Annotated in this window: 17 protein-coding genes and 2 pseudogenes; 8 read left to right on the forward strand and 11 right to left on the reverse strand. The window is 72.9% G+C overall.

The window, feature by feature from the left end; translation table 11 throughout:
- Positions 1–42: 42 nt before the first annotated feature.
- The 3 genes from ABZ836_RS05925 to ABZ836_RS05935 are packed head-to-tail and all read right to left on the reverse strand — an operon-like array spanning position 43 to position 2,311.
- Complete coding sequence (locus tag ABZ836_RS05925; RefSeq protein WP_361139714.1) at positions 43–1,041, reverse strand: zinc-binding dehydrogenase; 999 nt, start codon at positions 1,039–1,041, stop codon at positions 43–45.
- A complete protein-coding gene (locus tag ABZ836_RS05930; protein WP_361139717.1) occupies positions 936–1,562 on the reverse strand; it encodes an acyltransferase domain-containing protein in 627 nt (208 codons plus the stop codon). Before ABZ836_RS05930 ends, ABZ836_RS05925 begins: the two co-directional genes overlap by 106 nt.
- Positions 1,559–2,311: an enoyl-CoA hydratase-related protein gene (locus tag ABZ836_RS05935; protein ID WP_361139720.1), complete on the reverse strand. Its 753-nt coding sequence runs from the start codon at positions 2,309–2,311 to the stop codon at positions 1,559–1,561. Before ABZ836_RS05935 ends, ABZ836_RS05930 begins: the two co-directional genes overlap by 4 nt.
- A gap of 294 nt (positions 2,312–2,605) precedes the next feature.
- On the opposite strand from ABZ836_RS05935, the gene ABZ836_RS05940 reads away from it, so the two are divergent.
- Positions 2,606–3,904 carry a cytochrome P450 gene (locus ABZ836_RS05940; protein WP_361139723.1) on the forward strand — a complete coding sequence of 433 codons (1,299 nt, stop codon included), beginning with the start codon at positions 2,606–2,608 and terminating at the stop codon, positions 3,902–3,904.
- 29 nt (positions 3,905–3,933) lie between these two features.
- Here the strand turns inward: ABZ836_RS05940 and ABZ836_RS05945 are convergent, their stop codons facing one another.
- Entirely contained in the window at positions 3,934–5,880 is a 1,947-nt protein-coding gene (locus tag ABZ836_RS05945) for a bacterial transcriptional activator domain-containing protein (protein WP_361139726.1), read from the reverse strand.
- A 573-nt stretch (positions 5,881–6,453) separates the two neighbouring features.
- Positions 6,454–7,494, reverse strand: a complete 1,041-nt coding sequence (locus ABZ836_RS05950; RefSeq protein ID WP_361139729.1) for a ketoacyl-ACP synthase III family protein — start codon at positions 7,492–7,494, stop codon at positions 6,454–6,456.
- Between the two features lie 246 nt (positions 7,495–7,740).
- On the opposite strand from ABZ836_RS05950, the pseudogene ABZ836_RS05955 reads away from it, so the two are divergent.
- Positions 7,741–7,905 (forward strand): annotated as a pseudogene (locus tag ABZ836_RS05955) (beta-ketoacyl synthase N-terminal-like domain-containing protein); the annotation flags it as partial.
- Between the two features lie 47 nt (positions 7,906–7,952).
- Here ABZ836_RS05955 and ABZ836_RS05960 read toward each other — a convergent pair.
- The gene (locus ABZ836_RS05960; protein WP_361139732.1) at positions 7,953–8,171 is read right to left on the reverse strand and encodes a hypothetical protein; all 219 of its coding nucleotides are present in this window, start codon (positions 8,169–8,171) and stop codon (positions 7,953–7,955) included.
- A gap of 329 nt (positions 8,172–8,500) precedes the next feature.
- Here ABZ836_RS05960 and ABZ836_RS05965 point away from each other — a divergent pair, with 329 nt between their 5' ends.
- The 3 genes and pseudogenes from ABZ836_RS05965 to ABZ836_RS05975 all read left to right on the forward strand — a co-directional run bounded on the left by ABZ836_RS05965 (position 8,501) and on the right by ABZ836_RS05975 (position 11,564).
- A complete protein-coding gene (locus ABZ836_RS05965; RefSeq protein WP_361139735.1) occupies positions 8,501–9,733 on the forward strand; it encodes a beta-ketoacyl synthase N-terminal-like domain-containing protein in 1,233 nt (410 codons plus the stop codon).
- 8 nt (positions 9,734–9,741) lie between these two features.
- Positions 9,742–10,980, forward strand: a complete 1,239-nt coding sequence (locus ABZ836_RS05970) for a hydroxymethylglutaryl-CoA synthase (RefSeq protein ID WP_356127622.1) — start codon at positions 9,742–9,744, stop codon at positions 10,978–10,980.
- A 10-nt stretch (positions 10,981–10,990) separates the two neighbouring features.
- Positions 10,991–11,564 (forward strand): annotated as a pseudogene (locus tag ABZ836_RS05975) (SDR family NAD(P)-dependent oxidoreductase).
- Positions 11,565–11,587: 23 nt separating this feature from the next.
- Here ABZ836_RS05975 and ABZ836_RS05980 read toward each other — a convergent pair.
- Entirely contained in the window at positions 11,588–12,040 is a 453-nt protein-coding gene (locus ABZ836_RS05980) for a carboxymuconolactone decarboxylase family protein (protein ID WP_356127628.1), read from the reverse strand.
- A 390-nt stretch (positions 12,041–12,430) separates the two neighbouring features.
- On the opposite strand from ABZ836_RS05980, the gene ABZ836_RS05985 reads away from it, so the two are divergent.
- Positions 12,431–13,960, forward strand: coding sequence for an acyltransferase domain-containing protein (locus ABZ836_RS05985; protein ID WP_361139739.1), 1,530 nt, complete (start codon positions 12,431–12,433; stop codon positions 13,958–13,960).
- Entirely contained in the window at positions 13,957–18,798 is a 4,842-nt protein-coding gene (locus ABZ836_RS05990) for an SDR family oxidoreductase (RefSeq protein ID WP_361139742.1), read from the forward strand. Before ABZ836_RS05985 ends, ABZ836_RS05990 begins: the two co-directional genes overlap by 4 nt.
- 25 nt (positions 18,799–18,823) lie before the next feature.
- On the opposite strand, the gene ABZ836_RS05995 is transcribed toward ABZ836_RS05990, so the two are convergent.
- From ABZ836_RS05995 to ABZ836_RS06010, 4 genes are all read right to left on the reverse strand, one after another.
- Positions 18,824–19,582, reverse strand: a complete 759-nt coding sequence (locus ABZ836_RS05995; protein WP_356127637.1) for an AfsA-related hotdog domain-containing protein — start codon at positions 19,580–19,582, stop codon at positions 18,824–18,826.
- Between the two features lie 448 nt (positions 19,583–20,030).
- Positions 20,031–21,119, reverse strand: a complete 1,089-nt coding sequence (locus ABZ836_RS06000; protein WP_361139746.1) for an acyl-CoA dehydrogenase family protein — start codon at positions 21,117–21,119, stop codon at positions 20,031–20,033.
- A 268-nt stretch (positions 21,120–21,387) separates the two neighbouring features.
- On the reverse strand, positions 21,388–22,215 hold the full coding sequence (locus ABZ836_RS06005) for an alpha/beta hydrolase (protein WP_356127641.1): 828 nt from the start codon (positions 22,213–22,215) through the stop codon (positions 21,388–21,390).
- Positions 22,216–22,544: 329 nt separating this feature from the next.
- Positions 22,545–23,147, reverse strand: coding sequence for an alpha/beta hydrolase (locus ABZ836_RS06010; protein ID WP_356127643.1), 603 nt, complete (start codon positions 23,145–23,147; stop codon positions 22,545–22,547).
- Positions 23,148–24,219: 1,072 nt separating this feature from the next.
- Here ABZ836_RS06010 and ABZ836_RS06015 point away from each other — a divergent pair.
- Entirely contained in the window at positions 24,220–24,879 is a 660-nt protein-coding gene (locus ABZ836_RS06015) for a hypothetical protein (protein WP_361139751.1), read from the forward strand.
- Positions 24,880–24,891: the final 12 nt, after the last annotated feature.

Raw genomic sequence — 24,891 nt, forward strand, 5'->3', positions numbered from 1 at the left:
TCCTTGGTGGTCCGGGGGGGGCGGGGAAGGGTGGTCAGGGCATCAGTGAGGGAGGTCGTCCTGCCCGTTCGGCCAGTGGAAGACGACCTTGCCCGTCACTTCGCCGCGCTCCATCGATCGGAATCCCTCGATGGCCCGGTCGAAGGGCAGTTGGAGTGACACGGTGGGCTTGAGGCGCTTGTGCCGCATGAAGGTGATGAGCTGGTCCAGTTCTCCCGGTGAGCCGGAGGTGGATCCCAGGACGCGCAACTCCTGCCAGGAGATGCGGTTGAGCAGGGCCGGAGGATCGGCCCCGGTCGTCGCGCCGGTGACGACGACGGTGCCGCCCGGTCGCAGGGCCCTGAGGGAGTGGCTCCAGGTGGCCCTGCCCACGCTTTCCATCACGGCGTCCACCGGCGCGGGCAGCGGCGCTCCCGTGGGGAAGGCCGTTTCGGCGCCGAGGGCGCGGGCGGCCTCGGGTTTGGCCGGTGAGCGGCTGGTGGCCCAGACGCGGAACCCCGCGGCTGAGGCGAGTTGTATCAGCGCCTCGGACATGCCGCCGCCGGCGCCCTGGACGAGCACGGTGTCGCCCGGGCGGAGACCGGATTTGGTGAGGAGCATCCGGTAGGCGGTCAGCCAGGTCGCGGGCAGGCAGGCGACCTCGGCGGCGGTGAAGTACTCCTGCGGGTAGGCGTGCAGGCACCGGCGGGGCACCGCGACGAACTCGGCGAAGGTGCCGGGGTACCCCTCGCTGAGCACGGTGTGGCCGGGGTCGCGGACCGGATCGTGGGCCCAGGCGGCCTCGGAGACGAGGCCGTGGACGATCACCTGGCGGCTGTCCTCGTCGGTGCCGACGGCGTCGCAGCCGAGGATCATCGGGAAGCGGTGGGCCGGCAGTCCGTCGCCGCGCAGCGTCCACAGATCGTGGTGGTTGAGCGCCGCGGCCTGCACCCGGATCACCGTCCAGTCGGGGGACGGCGGTCGCGGTGGTGGCTGAGGGCCGTGCCGCAGGGCGGACAGCGGGTCGCTGGAGGAGGGGTGGGCGGCGTAGACGGCCTGCATCGGCTCACTCCGATCGGAGGACGGGGCCTGTGGGAGGTGAGGACGACCTGCTCCTCGGTGTTCAACGCGGCAACGTCGAGGCGGCGCAGGGAAGGACGGGCGAGACGGGCGCGGACCTCGTCGACGGTGAGTCCGAGGACGGCGGACATGCCGCCACCGCGGACGGTGTCCATCGGGGCGGTCCGCCGGGCGACCAGCGCGAGGCCTTCCTGGAAGCCGAACGTACCGGCCGCGCACAGCGCGTTGTACTCGCCGAGGCTGTGCCCCAGGGCCAGGTCGGGCCCGCGGCCCCGGTCCTCCGCCCAGCGACGGCAGGCGAGGGCGTTGACGACGTAGACCGCCGACTGGGTGTGGAGCGTGCGGTGCAGCGGGCGCTCCGGGTCGCCCGAGCAGAGCCGGCGTACCGAGTGGCCGAGCACCTCGTAGGCCTGCCGGACCATCCGGGGGTACCGGTCGAAGAGGTCGGCGCCCATGCCCGGACGCTGTACACCCTGGCCGGGCAGGACGAGCACGTCGGTCATCGGGGCACCGCCTCCGCGTCGCGGCCGCGCGAGGAGGAGAGGGCTGTCGCGCGTGTCTCGTCGTGCGCGGCCACCTCCGCCTCCATCGCCCGCGCGAGTCCGGCCAGGCGCTCCTGGGCGAAACGCCCCTTGAGCAGTTCCAGGCTGCGGCGAGGAGCCCGGGCGATGCGCAGGGCCGTTCGGCGTGCCTGGGCCGGCACCTGCGGGGCGGAGGTGACGTCGACCCCCGCGCCGCGGACGGCGAGTTCCGCTCCGCGGTAGGGGCGTCCGGTGAACAGCATCTCCTGGCCGAGTGCGGCACCGAGCACGTGAGGGAGCAGATAGGTGGCTCCCATGCACGGCGTGAAACCGAGGGACATGAAGTTCGCCGCGTAGGAGGAGGTCCGGCTCAGCACGACGGCGTCGGCGCCCAACGCGAACAACAGGCCGCCGCCCAGGGCGTGCCCCTGGGCGGCGACGACCACGGGCAGGGGGCAGCGGACGAGGACCTCGGCGAACTGTCCGAGTCCACCGGGCACGCGGTGCCGCGCGTCCCTCAGGGGCTCGGGAGCGAGCCCGGAGCAGAACATCCCGGGCAGCCCTTCGACGAGCACGACCCGCACCTCGGGCTCGGACACCACCGACCGCAGGGCGGTGTCGAAGGTCCGCCACAGCGGGTCGTCGATCCGGTTGCCTCCTCGGGTGTCGGTGAGACGGACGATGCCCAGCGGCGGCTCCACCGCACGCGTCACGGACGTTCGTCCGGTCATGACGTCCGGCCCTCGGCGCACCGCGCTGCGGCGGGGTCGGCGATGGGCGCGGCCCGTCCGGGCCGGGCCACCGGCCGGTCCCTCGTCGGAGTGTGCATGAGGTCGTCCTCACATCCGCGTCGCTGGTCGCTGCTCTCCGTGCGTCGGTCACCGTAGGAGGGGCGCGGGACGGGACGGAGGCGTCGCGGTCACGCCCGTGCCGCCGGTGCGTCCCGGCCGCGTCCCCGGCGCGCGGCCCGCCCGTCACAGGCTGCTGTGCCGCACGCCGTCCACAGGAGCCGACCGGAGGCACCGGTGCCCCACAGCCGTCCGAGCCGTCCCAGAAACCTCAATCAACTCGTCGATCCCTACCCGCGGTACGCCACGCTGCGCGAGGCGGGCCGGGTGGTGCGCATCACCACGTCGTCCGCCGGCGAGGCGGCGCTGGTGACCCGTTACGAGGACGCCGCGGCGCTGGCCGGCGACACGCGGCTGAGCACCGACAGCGCTCACGCGTCCCCCGATGTCCGCCGCCGGCTGGAGGCGGGCAAGTTCCGGGTGCTCGACGCCTGGCCGGACAACATGCTGGTGCTGGATCCGCCCCGGCACACACGGCTGCGGCGCCTGGTCGCACGGCACTTCACCGCCCGCCGGGTGGAGTCTCTGCGCCCGTTCGTGCGTGAGTCGGTGGGCGAGCTGGTCGACGCCCTGCCGACACGGGGCCACGCGGACCTGGTGCGGGGACTGGCCCTGCCGGTCCCCCACCGCGTGGTGTCCCGGCTGCTGGGAGTGCCGGCGGAGGACTCGCCGCTGCTGCAGCGATGGCTGGAGCAGATCACCCTGCTGCCGGTCGACGACGCGGCCGTCGCCACGGTGTCCCGCGGGCGCGAGGAGATGCTGGCCCATCTGGAGTCGTTGATCGCCGCGAAGCGGAGGAACCCGGGCGACGACCTCGTCAGTGCCCTGCTGACCGGGGAAGCGGACGCCGAACGCCTGACGGTCCCGGAGATCGTCTCCATGGCGGGTCTGCTGTTCAGCGCGGGCACCGGGACCACCGTGCACATGATCGGCAACGGCCTGCAGTTCCTTCTGCGGTATCCGGCCCATCTGTCGGCGCTGGCGGCCGATCCCTCGCTGGTCGAGCCGGCCGTGGAGGAACTGCTGCGGCTGGAGAGCCCGATCACCCTGGGGCTGCTGCGCTACGCCGCCTGCGACCTGAGCGTGGGGGAAACGGTCATTCCGAAGGGCGACCTGGTGATCGTCGGGGTGGCCACCGCGAACCACGATCACCGGCGCTTCTCCCCCGCGGACGAGATGGATCTGTCACGCCAGGACCGCAGTCACCTCGCTTTCGGCAAGGGACCGCACTACTGCATCGGAGCACCGCTGGCCAGGCTGGAGCTGGGAGAGGTCTTCGGCACCTTGGTGGGCCGCTACCCGCGCATGCGGCTGGCCGTACCGGCGGAGGATCTCGTCTGGGGGGGCGGCGACGCTGCGCGGACTCGAGGCGCTGCCCGTCCGGCTGAGGCCGGAACCGCACGGCGGGCGGACGCCTCCCCGGTGACCGCTTTCCCCCGGCGCCGCGCGCGGTGCGCACGGGCGCCACGGCGGTGACGCGTGGTGGAGCGCGGAAGTGTGTCGGCTCATCGCGCGTCCGCCCGCAGCAGCGCCAGCAACGAGGTGACCAGTTGCGGGCGCAGCCGAAGGACCGGGTCGGCCCCTGACCGCCCATCGGCTGCGGCTCGCTGCCGGTCACACCACAACATGACGTCACTGCACGCCTCGAAGGCCGCCGTCCGCACTGCCAGGCCCTCCGAGACGACGGTGAGTCGGGGCACGAGGGAGCCGGTGAGGACGGAGTGCAACCGGAGGGCCACCGGCTTGTCCGCCAGGCCGGCACCGACGGCCGCGGGCCCGTCGCCCTGGATCACCAGGAGGACGGCGAGACCGAAGCCGTCGCAGAGCTGGACCAGCCGCAGCGCGTCGGCGGTCAGGTCTGGGCCGTCGAAGCTCCACCGCAGGACGCCGATCGGATGGCCACCGAGTCGGGCCAGCCCCAGTTCCTGGTGGCTCGCCGTGGCGACCGGTGTCCAGCTGCCCGGGTCCAGCATGGTCGCCAGCGCGGCCGTCGACGGCTCGGCCACCTGACCCGTGGCGGTCGCCGGACCGTCCTGCGCGGCTCCCCTGGGGGGCCACGCTCCCGTGTCCTCCGGGAAGTAGGCCAGCACCACGCGCAGCAGGTGCCGGGCCGAGGGGATGTCGACGGCGCGCAGGAGCAGGTCGTCGGCGAGGTGGACGGTGGGGACCGGGCCGGCTCGGGCGTCGAGCAGGACGGTGATTGCCGGCACCGCGGCCCTGAAGCGTGGAGTGAACGCCGCCGGCCGCCGGGCCCCGGCAGCCGGTTCCGGATGTCCGTCACTCGCCGCCAGCGTGATCAGCGGCATGTGCCCCGACTCGGCGATGTGGGTCAGGCGCCGCTGGGCACGGGTGTGGTCTGCCACGGTTCCGGGGGTCACCGGTGCGGTGCGGGCGTGGACGGCGACGGGACGTCGCCCGATGGTCCCCAGCCCTGCGACGGGGTGCAGGCCGTGGAGCGCGTCGTCGACGGCCTCGCCCAGGAGCGTTCCGCCCACGGAGGTCGGCCGGAGTCCTACGAAGGAGTCCCGGTCGAGGAGTCGCAGCAGGCTCCGCCAGGCGTCCTTCGCGTCCGGGAACGCGGCGGATTCCTCGTCGACTAGGCAGTCTCCCACCGGCATCGGTGCCGAAGGACGGGCGGGCCTGTCCGGAGCCGGACGTCGGCTGTGCGGGCCGGTGGGGGGCGTGAGGTGCGGGCGCCGCGCGGGGTCGACGGAGAGGACTGCTCGCAGGCGTCTCTGCAGCAAGGGTCCTGGCGCCACGTCGAGTTCTTCGCGCAGCAGTCTCGTGGTGCGGCTGTAGAGATCGACCGCCTCGGCCGTCCGGCCCATGGTGGCCAGTGCCTCCATCTGCAGAGCGGGGAAGCGCTCGTCGTAGGGGTACAGAGCGGAGGCGGCCTGAAGGTCCGGGAGAGCTCCGCCCGGGTCACCGGCCGCGATCCGCAGCGTCGCGAGCAACGACAGGGCCGAGGTGTGCGCCTCCTCCAGCCGGCCTGCGAGGTCGAGGCCGAGCGCGCGGTTGTCGCCGGGTAATGCCAGGGGTCCTCGCCACAGCCGCACCGCTCTGTCCAGTCGCCTCATCGCGTCCGGGGCACTGCGCGGCGCCTCGTTCTCCGCCGCCCGCACCTCCTGGAGGAAGACGCCGAAGTCCGTCTCCTCCTCCGCGACGTCGAGCCGGTAGCCGGACTGCTGGGTGACCAACCGCCGTCGGCCCGCCCCCAGCGGCTCCACCGTGTCGAGGTACTGCCGCAGCCGGCCGATCTGTGCCTTGAGTGCGGCGTGGGGCTCACGGGGTGCGCGCAGGCCCCAGAGGAGATCGGTGAGCGTTTCCTCGGTCAGCACCTCGCGCCGGGCGAGCACGAGGGCGGCCAGCAGAGCGGTTCGGTGCCGACCGGGCACCGGCATCGGGCCTGCCCCGGTGTCGGTCGCCACGGATCCGAGCAGCAGGAATCTCATGTCCCGTCCCCTTGCGTCGGTGCCGTGCGGCAGCGGGTCACCGCACGCATGGAGGGCACCTGTCGATCGTCGTTCGGCGCGGCCCGCCCTCCCGGGGGGCGAGGCGCGGGAAGTCCGGGGGCCGCGCTCCCGGGAACGGAGGGAAGCGAGCGGCTCACGGGTGCATCCGAGCCGTAGTGGACCGGGGAAACAGGGGCGGTGCTCGAAAGCTGCGGACGGTGTCCGATGCACCACTGCTCATGCGTCATCACGACCTTCAGCACATGAGGAGGGGAGGTGGTCGCGCGGGTCCGGGCGGGAGGCGGGAGGGTTTCAACACCGATCCGGGTCCCACACGGCCGTGCCAAGTCGCCGAGAAATCCAGGAAGTCTCGTCACTCACATTTAGACCGACGAGACGGGAATGCACAAGTGGCCCCGCGGGTATTTCTCGCCGCCTTGATCCGTCACGGTCGCGGATGCGACGCCGGGAAACTTCGCGCGCCTTTCCATTTTTGTTACACCGGGGCGACCTCTTCCCTGAACGTGGAAACGGACAGTGGAGTTCAGAGGTACACGCGATTCCCTGTTCCGCTCAGCGGGTCGCTTCGAGAACGGCGGCGGACCAGGAGAAGCCGTTTCCGGCGCCCAGGAGCAGATATCTCGCCCCTTTCACCCCGGTTCCCGCGACGCAGCGGTCCAGGGCGGCGAACTGATCCGCCGCTCCGAGGTGGCCGACGGTGCGTCCCCAGGCCCACGTACTGCGTTCGGGAGCGATACGCAAGGAGTGGAAATACAATGCTCGCATACGACCGGCCCCCAGATTCGGCAGAACGAACAGCGAAATGGCGTCCATGGTCGTGTCCGCGTCCGACAACGCGCGGCGCACCGCTCGTCCCTGCCCTTCCACGATGCGGGAGACGACGAAATCCACACCCATCCGTCGGGTGAAGGCGGCCCTGGCGGAGGCGACGTCGACACAGCGGTCGGCACCGGCCACGGTGACCGCCGACAAACCGACGCGGTGCATCCCCTCCAGTTCGGGTGCCGACTCCGTGGCAATGCTCAGCAACCGCAGAGGCCCCGCGCGCCGGGGAAGCACCAGGGCGGCGCCGCCGTCTCCGTAGGCGGTGCCGGGGTCGCTGTGCCAGCGGTCGAAACCGGGTGCCGGAAAGCGGTCGGCGGCGGTGAGCAGGACGGAGTCCTTGCCCGGTTCCACCAGCAGGCGGGCGACTCCCAGCTCCAGGGCGGCCATTCCGGCGTTGCACACCTGCCGCACCTCGACGGCGGGACACACTCCTCCGATGGTGCCGGCCTGTACGTAGGCGGCGGCCGACCACAGTTCGGGTCCCTGCCGATGGCTCGCGGCGTGGAGCAGGGCGGCGAATTCCTCCGCAGCGTGGCCGGCGCGAGCCACCGCGCGCCGTCCCCCACGGGCCGCCATCTCCGGGGCGGACACCTCGTCCGACACGCAGACGGATGCCAGGCCGAGGCGGTCGGCCTCGTCGGGGCCCAGTTCCCCGGCCCGCACCGCGGCGCCCACATCCTTCGTGGGTGGCAGCCAACTGCCCGTGGCCGCCACGTGCACGTCCTCCACCCGCACCTGGCCCTGCCCTTCCGTAGGCGCTTCCACCACCAGCCGGTCCCGTGTCCGCCGCGGATCCCCCGGAAGGCGAGCGGTGACCGTGCGCGGCCCAGGCTGATCTGCACCCGGTACGCGACGGGCACGTGGGCCGGGACGGGCCGTCACGCCTCCGGGCCCTTGGCGCACCTCGGCCCTCCTACGTTCGACGGGCTCGACCGAGTTCCGCCGCAAGGAGGCCACGTGACAGTGGAGAGCAGCCCGACGGGTCCCGCACCGGAGCCCGTGGCGATCATCGGCATGTCCTGCCGGGTCCCGGGCGCCGAAGGTCCGCGGGAGTTGTGGGAACTGCTGCTCGCCGGGCGCAGCGTCATCGGCCCGGTTCCTCCGGAGCGCCTCGTCGGCCTGGACGCGGGAGCGGCCGCCCCTCGGGCCGGCCTGCTGGAGGATCTCGCGGGCTTCGACGCAGCCTTCTTCGGTGTCTCCCGCCGGATGGCAGCCTGGGCGGACCCTCAGCAGCACTTGCTGCTGGAACTCGCCTGGCAGGCGCTGGAGGACGCGGCCCTGGACATCGAAGGGCTGCGGGGCAGGCCGGTGTCCGTCGTGACCGGCGCCTGCATGACCGAGTACCGGGAGCGCATGATCTCCGCGGGTGCCGGCGACCCGGCCGCCTTCACCGGCACTCTCAACGCCTTCCTCGCCAACCTGATCTCGTACCACTTCGACTTCACCGGCCCCAGTTTCGCCGTCGACTCGGCCTGTTCGTCCGGTCTCACCGCCGTTCACACGGCCGTACAGGGCCTGCGGAGCGGGGACTGCGACATCGCTCTGGCCGCCGCGGCCAACGTCCTCTGCCACGGCTTCTACAGCAGCAACGCCTACCGCGCGGGAGTCCTGTCTCCTACCGGCGCCTCCGTGCCCTTCGCCGCGCAGACTCGCTGGAACGGGCGGACATCGTGCTGGGTGTCCTCACCGAGCTGCACAGCCGAGCTCAGGTGGACGAACTCCGCGGCGCGCGCAGTATCGACGCCCTGGTGGACGCACTCTGCGAGGACGCGCCGTGAGGGAGGGGCGGGACGGTCCCGTGGTGATCTCCGCCGCGGCCGTCCTGCATCCGGCCTGCGGCACGCTGAGCGACCTGGACCACCTGCTGCGGCGGGGCCGGCCCGCCGGTGCGACACGCTCGCTCGACGGCCCGCCGGTCACCGCGTGGGCGGGCAGGCGTGCCCCGCTTCCTCCGCGCTGGAGGGAGCGGCTGAGCTCCGTGGTGGGACGCGCCACGCTCCCCACCCGGTCGGGGGGATGGACGGCGGTGCAGGCGGTCGTGGCCGCCCGCCTGGAGCCGGACGTGCTCTCCCGGGCGGTGGTCGTGATCGCCGGCGCGCAGCCGGCCCTCGACTACCAGTACGGCGCCGTACGGGAATTCGTCCGCGGAGGGCACGCACCGGCGAGACACGTGGGCAACTGCTTCGAGACGGACTGCCTGGGTGCCGTGAGCGACCTGCTGGGCGCACGGGGTGAGGGGCACGTCACCGGCGCGGCCTCGGCGAGCGGTGCCGTGGGCCTGATCGAGGCGACCAGGCTGGTGGCGGACGGCCATGCGGAGACGGTGGTCGTGGTGGCCCCCGTGCAGGAACTGTCTCCGCTGGAACGGGCGGCGTTCGTCAACAGCGGGGCCATGTCGGCGGACGGGGACGTCTCCGCGTGCCGTCCCTTCGACACCCGGCGTGAGGGCTTCGTCCACCAGCAGACGGCCGCCGCCGTGGTGGTGGAACGGGCCGGTGCAGCGGTACGCCGCGGCGTCCGTCCCCTGACCGCCGTCGCGGGTCACGCGGTCCGGTTGGACGGGCGGCGCGGGTCGGCGCCCGACGCAGAGGGGCAGGTGACGGCGATGCTGGCAGCCCTCGCGTCCGCGGGTCTGCGTCCGGAGCAGGTGGGGTACGTCAACGCCCACGCCACCGCGTCGCGGGTGGGCGACCCGGTGGAGTGCGTCTCGCTGCACCCCGTGTCCGGAGGAGTGCCGGTGGAGTCGCGACCGCTGGTCAACTCCACCAAAGGCATCCTGGGACACGGTCTCGGGCCTGCCGGCCTCGTCGAGGCTGTCGTCACCGCCGTGCAACTGGCCGGCGGGTACGCCCACCCCAATCCCGGCCTGCGGGAGTCCGTCGACGCCCGCATCCGTCTGGTCGGCACCGGCACGACCGCGCACCGGTCACGCCTGGCTCTGAGCAACAGCTACGCCTTCGGGGGCGTGAACGCGTCCCTCGTCCTGGCGGCGTTGCCCCCACCGTGAGGAGAACCATGCGCACCATCGGAATTCAGGCGCTGCGCGCCTATTGCGGGGTGGCTTCGGTCGATGCCTCGGACGTGTTCCGTGCCTGCGGGCTGGCGCCGGCCCGATCGGCCGGCCTCGGCATGCGTCGCAAGACCGTCGCCCTGCCCTGCGAGGACGTGGTCACCTACGCGGTCAACGCGGCCCGCCCCCTGACGGAGGCGCTGACGCCCGACGAGCGGGCGGGCATCGAGTTGCTCGTCGTCGCCACGGAGTCCGGCATCGATCTGTCGAAATCGGCGGCCACGTGGGTGCATCGTCTCCTGCGACTCCCCGACACCTGCCGCCTCTTCGAGGTCAAGCAGGCGTGCTACGCGGGGCTGGCCGCCCTGCAACTGGCCGTCGCGCAGCTCGCCGTCACCGACCGGCCCGATGCCCGTGCCCTGGTGATCGCTTCCGACGTTCCGCGCCTGGTGCGCGGCACCGCGGCGGAGCCGAGCCAGGGTGCCGGTGCGGTGGCGGCCCTGCTGGCTCCGGGGCCGGGCCTGCTGACGCCGCGACCGGAGGAGAGCGGGTACCACAGCTTCGACGTCATGGACGTCTGCCGGCCCAGCGCCGTCGACCATGTCATCGACACCGACCTCTCCCTGCTGGCGTACATCACCTGCCTGACCGGCAGCTACCGGGACTTCACCCGCCGCGTGCCGCACGGCGGCTTCGTGCACGGTTTCGACGCGCTGGCCTTCCACACACCCTTTCCCGGTGCGGTGCGGGGTGCCCACCGGTCCCTGTGCCGCAGCCTGGGCGTCGGCAGCTCGGAGGAAGTGGCGGAGGACTTCGCCAGGAGGGTCGAACCGTCGTTGCGCTACCCCTCGCTCGTCGGCAACGCCTACGCGGCCACGACCCTGCTGGCCCTGGTCAGTCTCCTGGACCACATACCGGCGTCACCCCACCCCCGTTCGATCGGGGTCTTCTCCTACGGATCGGGGTGCAGCTCGGAGTTCTGCCGCATGGAACTCGCGCCGGGCCCGGTGCGGCGGCCCGGGCTGGCGGGCGAGCTGGAGTCCAGGACCGAGGTGGACATCGCGGAGTACCAGTCACTGGCCGACGCCTGTGAGGCGCATCACGCGGGCGTACGGGACTTCACGCCCGGGTTCCGCGCGCTCCGCACCTTCCTGGCACCGGACGGCGCACCGCTGCCTCTGACCGTGCTCGCCGGGATCACCGCACACCATCGCGAGTACCGCCCCCTGGCCGACGTGCTGTGAGGAGAAGGACATGAACCGTTCCGTCGTCGTCACCGGGGGAAACCGGGGAATCGGTCTGGCGGTGGCCCGTGCCTTCGCGGCGGCGGGGGACCGCGTGGCGGTGCTCCACCGCGGCGACCGGCCGGCGGCTGACCTCCTCTGCCTGCCCTGCGACGTGACCCGCACCCAGGAGGTGGAGGAGGCCCTGGCCGAGGTCCGGCGTCGGCACGGGGCGGCGCAGATCCTCGTCTCCAACGCCGGTGTCACCGACGACGCCCCCGTCGGCGGGATGACGGACGACAGCTTCACCCGCGTCGTCGACACCAATCTGACGGGGGCCTTCCGCCTGGCCAGGGCGGTGTCCGGCCCCATGCTGCGTGCACGATGGGGACGCATGGTCTTCGTCTCGTCGGTGTTCGCGACGACCGGGGCCGCCGGCTGTGCCAACTATGCGGCGTCGAAGGCGGGCCTGCTCGGCCTGACCCGTTCGGCCCGGTACCGCCGACGAGGTGGCGGCCGCCCTGCTGTGGCTGTGCGGGCCCCACGGCGGCTACGTGACGGGTGCCGACATCCACGTCGAAGGCGGACTGGGCCTGGGAGGGTGAGGTCGGCGGCATCGGCAACCGCGTCAGCCTCCGCCGTCCGGGCTGCCGCCGTGCGGGGGCGCGTCCCGCTCGCGTGCCCCCGGCAGAAGTCCCCGTGCCTCGAACACCTCGGTGGCCACGGCCACGGCGTTGAGCGCGCGGGGAAAGCCGGCGTAGGCGCTCTGGTGGATGAACAGTTCCATCACGACCGCCGGCGGAACTCCGGCGTCGAGCGCGACGCCGATGTGGAGGGACAGCTGCCGCTCGCAGCCTCCCAGGGCCGCCAGTGTGGCCACCGTGACCAACTGCCGCGTCGGCAGGTCCAGCCCGTCGCGTCGGTAGAGGTCCGCGTAGATGTACTCGGCGACGTAACGGCCCAGATCGGGGGCGGATCCGGCGAGCGAGGCGAGAAAGCCGTCGGCGACCTCCGCGCCGCCCACCTCGCGCATGCGTTCCACCCCGGCGGCGTAGCGGTCCTCATGGGGGGAGGCGGTCATCGTGGGAACCTCCTCTCGGTGGTGTGCTACCCGCTCTCCACGGTGCCCACGCCGGGGTACGGCGGCAGAAGGGGGGACGCTGCGGCGTGCCGGGAGCGCGGTAGTACACGACTGCGACCTCCGCCCGCACGTGCGCTGTTGCCGGGCCGAGGTGGTCAGTGGTCCGATGAACACTCCGGTCCGGTTCTCCGGGCGGCCTTCGCCGGTCGATGTCGGAGTCCGCCGTCGGCCGGCGCGTCGATCCGTCGCTGCGTGTCTACGATCTCCGCCGGCCGCGGTCACCTCTGCGTCTCCGCCCGACACCGGCGCCGCTCCCCCTGACACGCCAGGCAACGGTCCGTGCACCTCGCCGCCGCCCGTCAGGAACAGTCCCCCTCTTGAGGTTTCGCCATGACATCACGCATCGCGTTCGTCTTCCCCGGCCAAGGCGCCTACGTGCCCGGGCTGCTCGCCGGCTTCCCCGAGAAGTATCCCGAGGTCGCGCGGATCTTACGGGAGGTGGACGAGGTCTCCGCCGGTCACGGCCACCGCCGGGTGTCCGACGTGTTGCTGGATCCTGCTGCACCGCGGCTCGACGAGCTTCTCGAGCAGTCGCCCGAAACGTTGCACCTGTGCATCTTCGCCCTCTCGCTCGCCGGTGCTGCGGTCTGCGCCGCAGAGGGCGTGCACGCGGACGTCCTGGTCGGCCACAGTTTCGGTGAGTGGGCGGCCCTGACCCTGGCCGGTGTGTGGACCCCTTCCGAGGCGGCCCGTCTGATCTGCGAGCGCGACCGCATCTGTCGCCGTGCCGTCCGGCGCCCCGGCGGACTGCTCGCGGTGGCGCTCGACCGGCGCCGGGCGCGGCACCTGGCGGCCGTCGTGGACGACTGGGCCGTGAACGTCGCCGTCGTCAACGGGCCCGGCCAGTCCGTGCTGTCCGGGCCTCACGAGGCGCTGGACGCCGCCCTGCGGGTGGCCCGTGCCCTGGACGTGCAGGCCGTACGCGTCAAGGCGGCCTATCCGTACCACAGTCCGTGGATGCGTGGGGCCGCCGACGAGTTCGGGCCGCTCGTCCACCGTGCCGAGACACGAGCGCCCGGACGCCGGGTCTATTCACCGATCGCCGGCGGGTACGTCGGAACGAAGGAGGACGTCGCGGTCGTCGGCGCCGACCACATGGTGAGGCCTGTCGACTTCCGGCGCGCCCTGCACGACCTGGAGGAGGACGGGGTCGACGTGTTCGTCGAGTGCGGCGGCAAGGACATCGTCACCCGGCTCGTCCTCCATGCACTGCCCGGCGTGACGACGGCCGCTCCCCTGGCACGCCGTACCGGGCCCGGGGGTGTCCGTGAGGCATTGGCCCCGGTCCTGGTGGCGACCGGGACCGCACCGGACCGTTCGCCCGAGAAGGGTGGCGCGGGGCGAGCCGCTCCTGTGCAGGAGGTGGGAGGGCGCCTGGAGTCCACCCACACGGCACCGGTCGCCGTGCTCCCGTCGGAGACGTCGGACGAGGCGCGCGGGTCCGGTCCCGTCCGGGCCGGGGAGGCACCGCCACCGCCTGGCGGGACTCCGGAGGCGGAGGCGGAGAGCGGCACCGGTCCGCAATCGGTGGAGGGCCCGCACGATGCGGATCCGTCCCCCGCCGCTGCGGTCGACCAGGGCGCCGGAGAACTGCCGCGGCGAGCCGATGTGATCGAAACCCTGAGGTCCGAGTACGCCGAGCGTCTCGGCTATCCGCCGGAGGTCGTGACCGCCGACGCGGACCTGGAGGCCGATCTCGGCGTCGACTCACTGCGCCAGACCGAGATGCTCACCTCCCTCTACACCCGTTACGGCATCCAACCGCCCGAGGAGGCCGACCCCCAGCGGGGTCGGACCCTCGCCGACGTCGCCGATCTCCTGCTGGAACTCGGCGGCCGGACCGAGGGGCGGACGGCATGAGCCGCGGGGGGCCGGCACGTCCGCCGGAACACGCCGCGGTCGCGGTCGTCGGCATGGGCCTGCGCCTGCCCGGCGCGGGCGACGCACCGGCGTTCTGGACCCTGCTCAACCGTCCCGGACATCCCTTCAGCCCGCCGGGCGAGCGCTACCGGCAGACGGACTTCTTCCGGGAGGGCCGTGAGGAACCCGACCGGACCTACTCCCCGGTCGCGGGTTTCCTGCACGACGACGTCGACTCCGCGGGGGATCCGCACGAGGTCCGCTGGCTGCGGCAGTGTGCCCGGCAGGCGACCGCCCGTGTCCGTTCCCGGCACTCCGACCGCCCCGTGTGCGTGGTCGGCGCCTGGCCGGGTGGCAGCCAGAGTCTGCTGCACACGGTCATGTCGGACCTGGTCGTCCAGGAGTGGGCCGCGACCGCGGGGGCGACCCCACCAGACGAGGACTCCTTGCGGACGGCGCTGGCCTCCGCCTTCCCGCAGGCCCGTGCGGGGGCACCCGAGGCGGCGGAGGCCGTCCACGCCGCGCTGAGCGGGATCCTCCCGCGCGATCCGACGGTCATCACCGTCGATACGGCGTGCTCCTCCTCCCTCTACGCCCTCGACATCGGAGCCAAGCTGCTGCGCTCCGGCCGCTCCGACCTCGCACTGTGCGGCGGCGTATCGGTGCTCGAACCGACCATGTCGGTGCTGTTCTCGGCGATCGGCGGGCTCTCCGCGAGCGGCCGGCTGCTCGCGCTGGACGCGGAGGCCGACGGCACGCTCTTCAGCGACGCCGCGGTGCTCCTGACCCTGAAGAACCTCGACCGCGCGCGGGCGGACGGCGACCCGGTGCTGGCGGTACTGGCCGGTTTCGGCGCCGCCGCCGACGGGCGGGGCCGGTCCATCGCGGCCCCCAACCCCTCCGGTCAGATCCGCGCGGTGCGCCGGGCCCGCGAGGAGCGGGGGCTGGCACCGGACGACATCGACTGGATCGTGGCGCACGCCACCGGGACCACGGCGGGTGACGCCGCCGAGATCGAGGCGCTGGGAGAGGACGCTCCGGAGGCCGGATGGCAGTGCACCGCCACCAAGTCACTGATCGGGCACGCGGGTTGGGCCGCCGGCGCCGCATCCGTGGCACACGTGCTCCTCGCCCTGCGGCACGGGCGCATCCCCGCTCAGCCCGGTGTGCGGCAGGCCTCCCGGCCACTGCGCGGCCTGGAGGTCCCCACCACGGCCAGGGACTGGTCGGCCCGGCCGGGCCGACCCCGGATCGCCGGCGTCTCGGCGTTCGGCTTCGGCGGAACGAACGGGCACCTTCTGCTCGGTGACCCGTGGCCCGGGTCACCGGCGGCTCCACCCACTGCCCCGGAGTCCTGCACGGATGCGCGGGAGTCCGGCACGGACGCGTTGGTCCTGGTCGCGTGGAGCGCGCGCCTGCCAGGCTCCTCCTCCACCGACGCGGTGCGGGCCTGGCTGGCCGGAACCGGTCCCGCTCCAGGCCGGCGCTTCGACCTCGACAAGGAGCCTCCGTCCTTCGCCGCCGTGGGCCTGCCCGCCCCGACGGTGCGTGCCATCGACAGGGCGCAGACGCTGGCTCTGGAGACGGCGCACCGCTTCGCCGAGGAACACGGGCCGATCTGGGAGCCGGTACGCGACCGCACGGCCGTCCTCGCCGCCCACAGTGGCGTGCCGTCCGCCCTGGTGCACTATGCCCTGCGCGCCCACGCCGACGCCCTCACCCGCGCCGTGCGTGACCATCCCGGGGGCCAGGCCGCCGCCGGGCGGCTCCTCGACCGGGCACGCGCAGCCGTTCCCCCGGCCGGCCCCGACGCGATGCCCGGGGTCCTGCCCAACGTCATTCCCTCCCGCCTCACCGCCCGGTACGACCTACGAGGGGCCAGCATCTGCCTCGACACGGGCCGCACCTCGGCGGCCACCGCTCTCGACACCGCGGCCGCGTACCTCGCCACCGGCGAGACGGAACTCGCCCTGGTACTGGCCCTGGACGCCGGCTCCCAGCACACGGGCCCCCGCGGCTGCGCCCCGGCCGCCCGTGAGGGCGCGTTCCTCCTGGCCCTCGCCCAGGAATCCACCGCGCGCCGGCACGAGTGGCCGGTGCTGGCCCGGCTCACCACCGCGTCGGCCGTCGGGCGGCCCGCCGGTGAAGGCTCCCCCACCGGGCACCCGGTCGGCGTCGCCGTGACGGCGTCCGCGTCCCCGGGCCAGGAGTTCCATGCCGCAGCCGGCGCCGTGGAACTCCTGACCCGGCTCGCCACGGCGGATCCCTCGACGACGCCCACCCTCGCTTTGCCCTTCCCGGGCGCGGCCTCCCCCGGGCAGCGTGACCACCTGACCGTGCGCCACGTGACCCGGCACCGGGCAGCGCCATGGACGGACAGCGGCAGCGGCTCGGTCCCGGCCCTTCCCGACCGAGCCCTGCTGCTCGGCGACGACGCCCACTCCGCCGCCCGTCTCAGGCGTCTCGCGGACCAGGCGGATGCGATCCTGCTGTGCACCGACCCCCAGGCACCACCCGACCTCAGGCCGGGTTCCGAGGCGGATCTGCGTGACGCCGTGGACCGTGCGGCCGGGCACCTACGGGTCCTGGCTCACCCCCGTCCGTGGCCGAAGGCTCCCGGCCGAGCTGCCTCGGACCTGCAGGAACTGCTCCTGAGGGCGCTGGCCAGGACCCGCACGGGCGCCGTCGGCGGATCGCTCGGCGTCAGCGTCCTCGGTCCCGCGGAACACCCGCAGGCGGCCCTGTTCACCGCCCTCGTCCCCGCCCTGCGCGCCGATCATCCGGATCTTCCTCTGCGGGTCGTCGCGTCCGGCACGGACGACCCCGGCACGGCGTGGGAGCGCTTGGCACGCGAGTGGCGCAGCTGCGACGAGTCCGCCGCCGTGTGGTACCACGACGGCCGCCGCCACGTGCACGAACTCGTGCCCCGGCCGCTGCCCCCGGTTCGGGACACCGGTGACGACGCCGGCGGGCAGGTCGTCGTGGCGAGCGGCGGAGCAGGCGGCGTCACCACCGCTCTCCTCACCGCCCTCGTCGAAAGCCGTGACGTGGAGGCCCTGTGGCTCCTCGGGACCACGGACCCGGATCGTCTGCAGCCCGAGGTCCTGAACACGCCCGACGACCAGCTCCCGGCACTGCGCGCCGACCTGATCGCCCGCCACCTGCGGTCCGGCGGGCTCCGGGTTGCCGATGCCGCCCGGCTGGCCGACCGCGACCTGGCGGGCCGGAGGGCGGCGCTCAACCTGGCGAGGCTGCGCGAGGCCGCGGGCAGCACGGCCGTGCACTACGTCGTCTGCGACATCACCGACCCCGCGGCCGTCGACGCGGCGGCCCGTCGGGTCCGCTCGTGCCACGACCGCGTGGACCTCTTCCTCCACGCCGCCACACGCAGCCGCACGGCTCCCCTGGAACGCAAGACGCTCGAGGACTTCCGCCTGGTCCGCGACGTCAAGATCACCGGCTATCACCTGCTCCGCGATGCCTTCACCCGCCCGCGCCCGCGCCTGTGGTGCAACGTGGCCTCCGTGGCGGCTGTCCATCCGCTGCGCGGGGAGATCGATTACGGACCGGCCAACGCGTACCTGGCTGCCGCGGCCGACCTCCCCGGCACGACGGGGGAGATCACGCTCGGCTTTCCCCTGTGGCGGGAGAGCGGCTACTTCGCCGCGCAGCCCGCCCTCGCCGACCGGCTCACCGCGCACGGCCGCCTCACCGCCGTCGGCGACGCCGAGGGCGTGGCGCACTTCCTCGGGGAGATGGGCCCGGACCGGGCCGGACCTGGTTCCAGCGTCTACCTGGGGGCACGCGAACTCGTTCTGCTGCGGGCGGAGTTGCCGGGGGCGGTGGCGGACGGGGAGGAGGACGGCGGCGCCGATGCCGACCGCGCGTCGCGCGGGGCGCGGGAGGTGCGCAGCACCGGGGCGTCGACCGGGCGCACGAGCGGCCGGCCCGTCTTCCTCAGCGGCGACGTCCGTTCCGGTCCCGCTGGGGATGCCTGGTGGGCACTCGATCTGGACGGTCCCGAGCACGGTTACCTCGGCCACCACCTGGTGCGCGGCCGTCCCGCGGTTCCGGGCACCTTCCTCCTGGCCGCGGCCACCGAGGCGGCCCTTGCCCTCCACCCCGGCAGCACCCCGGCCCGGATCGTCGACGCCTCGTTCGAGGCGTTCGTCCGCCCGTCGCAGGGCCCCGCCCGACGGGCCTACACCCTGCGTGCCCGTACCGACGGCGGCGCCGGCCCCACCACGGTCTCCGTGACGGTGCACGGAGGCACGGCCGCCACCGCGGGGCACTCCGGACGGGAGCACCGCTGCTTCGCCGCCCGCGTCGTCCTCGACGATCAGCTGTCCGAGGAGTGCGTGCCGCCGCTGAGCGGCCCGGTCCGCCCGTTGCCGCCCGATCCGTACTACTACCCCGACTCACCGGTGCGCCTGACGGGACCGTTCGTCAACACCTGGCGCTGGCGTGACACCCGGAGCGGGCCGGCCGCGCTGTGGCGCCCCCGGCCGGAAGCTCTGAGGGTCCGATCCGCTCTGGCACGGCTCCCCGTCCCCGGTCTGCTGCTGTGCGCGATGCTGCGGTCGCGCACCCTCGTGCCCGCTGAGGGCGGCACGCACGAGGTCGTCGTGCCCCGCCACATCTCCCGAGTCGACCTGTACGCCCCGTGTTCCGACACGGACCTCGCCCTGGCCCACCCACAGGGCCTGACCGTGCATCACGACCCCGTCGAGGACGTCTACCGAGCTGTCGACGCGACGGGGGCTGTGCTGGTGCGGATCAGCGGCTTCCGCGGAGTCGTCCTGCCCCGGGCGGCAGCGGCGGGGAGGCCGCGGCCATGACTCCGCCCGATGCTCGAGCACCGGGTCACCCGAGCGTCTCGGCGGTCGCCACGCAGACGGTCGTCCCGCCCTGGCGGAAGTGGACCTGCCACGTGGCGGCGCCTGCCCGGGCGGTGGCAGACCGTGCAGTGGCAGCGCCGCTTTCGATCCGCACGGCACCGTCGAGCGTGCACAGGTGGCGGAACTCCAGCCGCAGTGCCGACACGGTGGCGCGGGGGGCGCCGGGGACGCACCCCGCGAGGACGATCTGCCGCGTCGCCTCGGCGAACAGGCGCCCCGTCACGTGGTCCGAGGGCGGCGGCAACAGATAACGATGCGGGGTCGGCAGCCGCAGGAGCGCGTCGACACGGCCGTCCGGTCGCCGGCTCAGGTCCGACAGGACCTGGTTCTCCGACCGCGCCCGGACACCACCACGATCACCCGTCCCGCCCTGTGGCGGGTGATGGAGGTGGCCGGCACGCGTGACCGAGGGGCCGCGCCAGGCCCGGTAGAGACCCCGCTCCATGACGCCGGCCAGCGTCTCACCGACAGCGACCACCGCACCGCCCGAGGCGGAGGTGATGACGCAGGACGCCTTCACCCGGCGGGTACGTCCGGTGCGGGAGCCACCCAGCGGATCGACCCGGCAGGTCGCAACCAGGTCGCCTCGGGTCTCGTCGAGCACGGGGTCCGGGACGAGAAGCCGGCTGTGCGACATGGTGTTGAGCGGCACCTCGGTGTCACGCAGCAGGGCGGCGGACTGGAGGGAGACGTAGGCGCACTGTTCCACGACAGTGCGTACCATCAGTGCGTCGTGGGGAAGGTTCCGGCTTCCGCGGTCACCGAAGTACGGGTGTTGGTGCGGGATGCGGAGACGGAAGAGGTACGTCCTCTCCTCCGCCTCACGGAAGTGGGATATGACGGTGTCGCCCCCGGACGTCACACCGGCCAGTGCGGGTGGCACGGGCGCTGCGGAACAGTGGTCGCTCACCTGCATCGTCTCCGCGAAGAGCCTGTCGGCTGCCGGAGATGGGTGAGCCTGTCAGGTCTCCCGGGTCGCGCGTGGAGGCTGGGCACGAGGAGCACAGGGTGTGGATCACCGGGTCGGGACGGGCTCCGGCCGTGAAGCCCGGGGAACATGCGCGGCGCTTTCCTCGTCCCGGGAAGGCTCACCCGGCGGCAGCGCCGGTATTCGTTCCCGTGCAGTGCAGAGTCGCACCGTACGACAGACGTGTAAAGGGGATTGCGCATCCTCACACGCTGTCCTCCAGCGGTGGCCACCGGAGTTGGTCGACCGCCGCGGTGAGCGACCGGAGATGCGCCGACCGGGCCTGCGCGGTCTGCCCCTGGATCAGCAGGAACAGTCCTTCCCGGGCGAGACGTTGTGCCGCGTGGTCGAGGCCCATCGTGCGGCCGCCTCCGGCGACCACCGCGGCGGTCGTTGCCGTGCGCATCAGGTGGTATGCCTGCGTCCGCAGGCTCAGCCGCTCCGCGACGTGCTCCTCCGGCTCCGGGTGTTCCGCGAGGGCGTAGGCGCGCCGGCGCACCTCGTCGAGCCGGGCGCGAAGCGCACGGCCCCCCGTCCCCGTGTCCGAGGCCTGCTCCAGCAGGCGCAGGGCGGCGTACGCGACCCCGAACACCGCCGGGGAGGCGTTGGCACCACGGGCCGCGTCGTGCCGCGCCCACGTCTCCTGCGGCGCCCTCAGCACCACGGACGCGTCCGGGAGCCACAGGCCGTCCAGCGTCAGGGACACCGTCCGGCTGGCGGACAGGGCCGCGAGCCGCATCGGCGGTGACGCCTCGAGTCCGGGCCGGTCCCGCGCGTCGGCGAAGGCGAACACCACTTCGGCCTCGTCGCTGATGCCCGCCAGCAGCATCACGTCGTTCAGGCCCCAGCCCGTGTACCAGGGCACCGCTCCGTCGAAGCGCCAGCCCCGCCCCTGAGGGGTGGCCCGCACGAGAACGCGCGGGAACGCACGCACATGGGCGTAGGCGATGCCTGCCATGAGCGCTCCCGTGGCCAGCGGACCCAGCAGGCTGTCCCGCGCGGGGCTGTCCGACCGGGCCAGCAGGCGGACGGGAGTGTGGTGTTGTGTCTGGACGAACCACGTGGAGCAGCAGGCGCCTGCCAGGATCTCCTGGACCTCCCGGGCGACCGCGTCGGGCGCCCCCGCCCCTCCGTACGCCGTGGGCGCGCTGGTTCCGAGGAGACCGGAACCACGCAACGCGTCGATGTGGGAGAGGGGCACGCCCTCCTGGTCGACGCGTTGTGCGTGCGGCGCGAGGAGGACCTCGGCAAGCCTACGGGCCTGACCTGTCAAGGGATGAGGTGCCGTGTCCACGAGAGACTCCTTCAGCCGGCGCTCGGTCCGGGGACGCCTCACATCAGCATGCCTGGCACGCCTCCGGGGTGTCGAGGAGCCCTCGGGCGCCGTGAGGGCCGCGTGGCCAACTCGCTCGTCATCGCCCCGGTCCAGCGGAGACGACGCAGCACGCCGGCCGGCGGGACCGTGTGCTTCAGGGCGAGGCACGGGGAGGCGTCGCCGAAGTCGCTGACGGACGCGGCGGCGGCCGCCGGCCACCACCGCGTCACGTTGACTGCTGCGGGGATCACCTCTTGAGGAACTCCAGGAGGTCCTGGTTGAAGTACTCCTTGTCGCCCGGCACCATGGCGATGCCGTGGGAGCCCTTGCCGTACACCTTGAGTTCGGCGTCCGGGATGATGGCGGCCGACTTGCGGCCGGTGGCGTCGATGGGGACGACCTGGTCGTCGTCGCCGTGGACGACGAGCGTCGGGACGTCGAACTTCTCGAGGTCCGCATGGAAGTCGGTGGAGGCGAACGCGTCGACGCAGGCGACGCCGCCTTCGATGGTCTGGGCCATCGCCATGTACCAGAAGGCGTCCTTGTTGCCCTGCGTGACCGAGTTGCCCTCGCGGTTGGCCGAGAAGAAGCCGACCGCGGTGTCCTTCCAGAACTGCGAGCGCTCCTTGAGGATGCCCGCCTTGATGTCGTCGAAGACCGACTGCGGGACGCCTTCGGGGTTGTCCGGGGTCTGCAGCATCAGCGGTGGCACCGCGGACAGCAGCACGGCGGAGCGGATGCGGGCGGTTCCGTGGCGGCCGATGTAGCGTGCGAGCTCGCCGCCGCCCATCGAGTGTGCGACGAGGGTGACGTCCTGGAGGTCCAGATGCGTGAGCAGGTCGTTGAGGTCGTCGGCGAAGGTGTCGAAGTCGTAGCCGTCGTACACCGGCGTCGAGCGGCCGTGACCGCGGCGGTCGTGCGCGATGCCGCGGTAGCCGGCGTCGGCGACCGCCTTGAGCTGGTCCTGCCAGGCATCACCGTTGAGCGGCCAGCCGTGGATGAACACGACGGGGCGTCCCTTGCCCCAGTCCTTGTAGAAGATCTCCACGCCGTCGCGCGTCGTCACGAAAGGCATCGCGGCTCCCTCTGTGGTGTGCGGTTCGTGCCGTGTCGGGGTGCGGGCTGCCCCACGTCCGACCCTTTCGCGGGGGCGCACGAAACGTGCGACACCCTCCCCCAAAAGGATGACAAAGGTCACAGGCATTCGCATTTCGACCACACCGAAGGGGACCCGTCCTCCGAGAGAAGCGGTCTCGGAGGACGGGCCCGCGGCCTTCTGCCGGGTCAGCGGCAGGAGGCAGTGCCGAGCGGTTCGGCGTCAGTGGTGCAGAGCGCGGCGCAGGGCGTCGCCGGCCTTGTGGACGGCGTCCTTGGCGGACCAGGTGTTGCGGAGGGCGTCGAGCATCATGAAGTCGTGCACGACCTTCGGGTAGTGCAGGTCGCCAGCGGGTCGTTGCGGGCCGCCTTGCTGGGGGCGTACTGGTCCCAGCACCACTTCATGTTGACCTTGGTGAGCCAGCAGTTCTCGGCGAAGCGCCGGTACGACGGGGTGTCGAACTTCGCTTCGGTGACGGGGTGGAAGAGGGCCTGCTTGCGGAACTTCACCCCACCGTGCTGCTTGGCCATCATGGTGACGGCGGTGGCCGTCTGCCCGCCCGCCGAGTCGCCGGCGATGGCCAGGCGCTTGCCGTCGATGCCGACCCTGTGGCCGTGCTGGGCGACCCACTTGGAAGCGTGGTACGCCTGCTTGATCGCGACCGGGTGCCGCACGTCGGGCGAGGGGGTGTTGGTGACGAAGACGACCGCCGCGTCGGCGCCGTGGGCGAGTTGACGGACCAGCCGGTCGTGGGTCTGGGCGTTGCCGAGGACCCGGCCGCCTCCGTGCACGTAGACGAGGCCGGGCAGGGTTCCCTTGGCGCCTTCGGGCTTGACGATGCGCAGTGAGACCTTGCCGGTGGGACCGCCCTTGATCGTCTTGTTCGTTATGTCGACCGGCAGCTTCTTCACCGGCCCGTCCTGGAGATCGGTCAGGACCTGGCGGGCCTTCTCGACACCGAGCTCGGACAGCGGGGGCCGTTCTAGGCGGCGAGCTGGTTGACGAAGTCCTGCCCGTCGCGTTCCAGCTTCACAGGCGGCTTGCCGCACGGCACGTCCTTGCCATGCGCGCCGCCGTCCGGGCTGCCGCCTGTCACCGCGGTGGCCGGCGGGGGCGCTGCGGCGGCTGCGCCCGTGCGTTACGAGCATCTGCGTCTCCTTCTGGATCTTCCGGTCCCCCTGCGATGTTGCGGCAACACCTCGGACAGACCGTGGACCAGCGGGCCATCCGGCACGACCGACGGGGTGGGACGAGCGGCCGAACCGGCTAACCGAAGGAGCCCTTGGCCGAGTCCGGCAGGGAGGAAACGGGCGACCGCGCCGCAGTGGCTCCCGAGGCGGTGCCCGCCGGAGTGGCGGGCTGCGCTCTCGGACGCCGCGTCGAGCCGTCCGGGTCCTCAGGTCGGCTCCTGCGCGGTCACGTAGTGGCAGAACCGGGCGACGCGACGAGCGCGAGTGTCGATGTTGCTCGGTCTCGACGCGCATGCTCGACGCAGCGCCGGGTGGGCGAGCCGGCCGGCGGAGCACCGTCGGACGGGCAACGCCCGCATCTCCGTCCGCATCCCGGGATGCTCGGAACGCGCGACTGCGCCCATGGCCCGAACGGAGCATGCGCCCGCACCCGTCCACGCCTCTCGCCTTCACCGATGTGGACGCCCGGAGCTCCCTGGCACCGCATGGCGTGCCGGCGCGCATGCCATGCGAACGCCCCCTCGGTGACGGCGCCTTGGCTCGGGGTGAGGCCGCGGGGGCTGGAGCAGGGACGAAGGCTGAGCGCCGTCACGGTGCGCGGGGCATGAGCGGTACGCACCGGCGGATCCGCCGCACACGGGGTGTGCGCAACCGGGGGAGAGTGCACACCCCCGAGAGGGGTCATGTACAGGGCCACTCGCTGCCCCGACGCTGGCTGGACACCGGTCACAGGGTTCCGCCCGCCCGTCAGGTCGGTCCGCGGCCTTCGTCGAGTGGGAACCTCTCCCACTCCATGCGCACCTGCCTCGACCTGCTGGACGGCCGGACCGGCAGCTCGATCACGACCTGGAGCACCGGGCGGATCAGTCATCACTCAAGGAAGGAGCACACCGTGCCGACCTTCGTCCAGGTGCCGCGCCTCGGCCGTGCCGCGCTCGCCACCGTGACCGCCGGCGCCCTGGCAGCGGCAGGACCACTGGTCGCCGCCCCCTCGGCCCACGCGAGCGGGGTGGACATCACCTGCCTGATCGGAACGTCGCAGGCCACCTACGACCCGCCGTTGTCCAACACCACGCAGACCCTGGACATCGGCGTCACGGAGACCTACGGATGCGCGTCGCTGAACACCTCGGTGTCCAGCGGGTCCACCGCTTACTCCGCCACCTCCGAGGCGGACTGCCTGCTCACCGCCAACTCGTATCCCGGCGCCACGCGTACGTACCACTGGAACGACGGCCGGAGCAGCACGATCACCTTCACCGTCAGCAACGCGGTGCGGGCCGTCGACGGCACCACCACCGTCACCTCGGTCGGCACCGTCACCGCCGGCCTCGGAGTCGGCGGTACGGCGACGCGGGTGGTCGTCCAACCCCAGCTCGATCTGTCGGCATGCGCCACGACCGGCGTCTCCTCCACCACCGGCACGGCCACGCTCGCCGTCCTGCCGGTCTGACCGACGGACCCG

The organism is Streptomyces sp. NPDC047130, assembly GCF_040643475.1.
Classification (GTDB): domain Bacteria; phylum Actinomycetota; class Actinomycetes; order Streptomycetales; family Streptomycetaceae; genus Streptomyces.

Bases quoted from the DNA above. Each gene is read 5' to 3' on its own strand.
- ABZ836_RS05935 (WP_361139720.1), bottom strand. From the start codon at position 2,311: ATGACCGGACGAACGTCCGTGACGCGTGCGGTGGAGCCGCCGCTGGGC.
- ABZ836_RS05990 (WP_361139742.1), top strand. From the start codon at position 13,957: ATGAGCCGCGGGGGGCCGGCACGTCCGCCGGAACACGCCGCGGTCGCG.
- ABZ836_RS05930 (WP_361139717.1), bottom strand. From the start codon at position 1,562: ATGACCGACGTGCTCGTCCTGCCCGGCCAGGGTGTACAGCGTCCGGGC.
- ABZ836_RS05970 (WP_356127622.1), top strand. From the start codon at position 9,742: ATGCGCACCATCGGAATTCAGGCGCTGCGCGCCTATTGCGGGGTGGCT.
- ABZ836_RS06015 (WP_361139751.1), top strand. From the start codon at position 24,220: ATGCGCACCTGCCTCGACCTGCTGGACGGCCGGACCGGCAGCTCGATC.
- ABZ836_RS05985 (WP_361139739.1), top strand. From the start codon at position 12,431: ATGACATCACGCATCGCGTTCGTCTTCCCCGGCCAAGGCGCCTACGTG.
- ABZ836_RS05980 (WP_356127628.1), bottom strand. From the start codon at position 12,040: ATGACCGCCTCCCCCCATGAGGACCGCTACGCCGCCGGGGTGGAACGC.
- ABZ836_RS05995 (WP_356127637.1), bottom strand. From the start codon at position 19,582: ATGGTACGCACTGTCGTGGAACAGTGCGCCTACGTCTCCCTCCAGTCC.
- ABZ836_RS05925 (WP_361139714.1), bottom strand. From the start codon at position 1,041: ATGCAGGCCGTCTACGCCGCCCACCCCTCCTCCAGCGACCCGCTGTCC.
- ABZ836_RS06005 (WP_356127641.1), bottom strand. From the start codon at position 22,215: ATGCCTTTCGTGACGACGCGCGACGGCGTGGAGATCTTCTACAAGGAC.
- ABZ836_RS05945 (WP_361139726.1), bottom strand. From the start codon at position 5,880: ATGAGATTCCTGCTGCTCGGATCCGTGGCGACCGACACCGGGGCAGGC.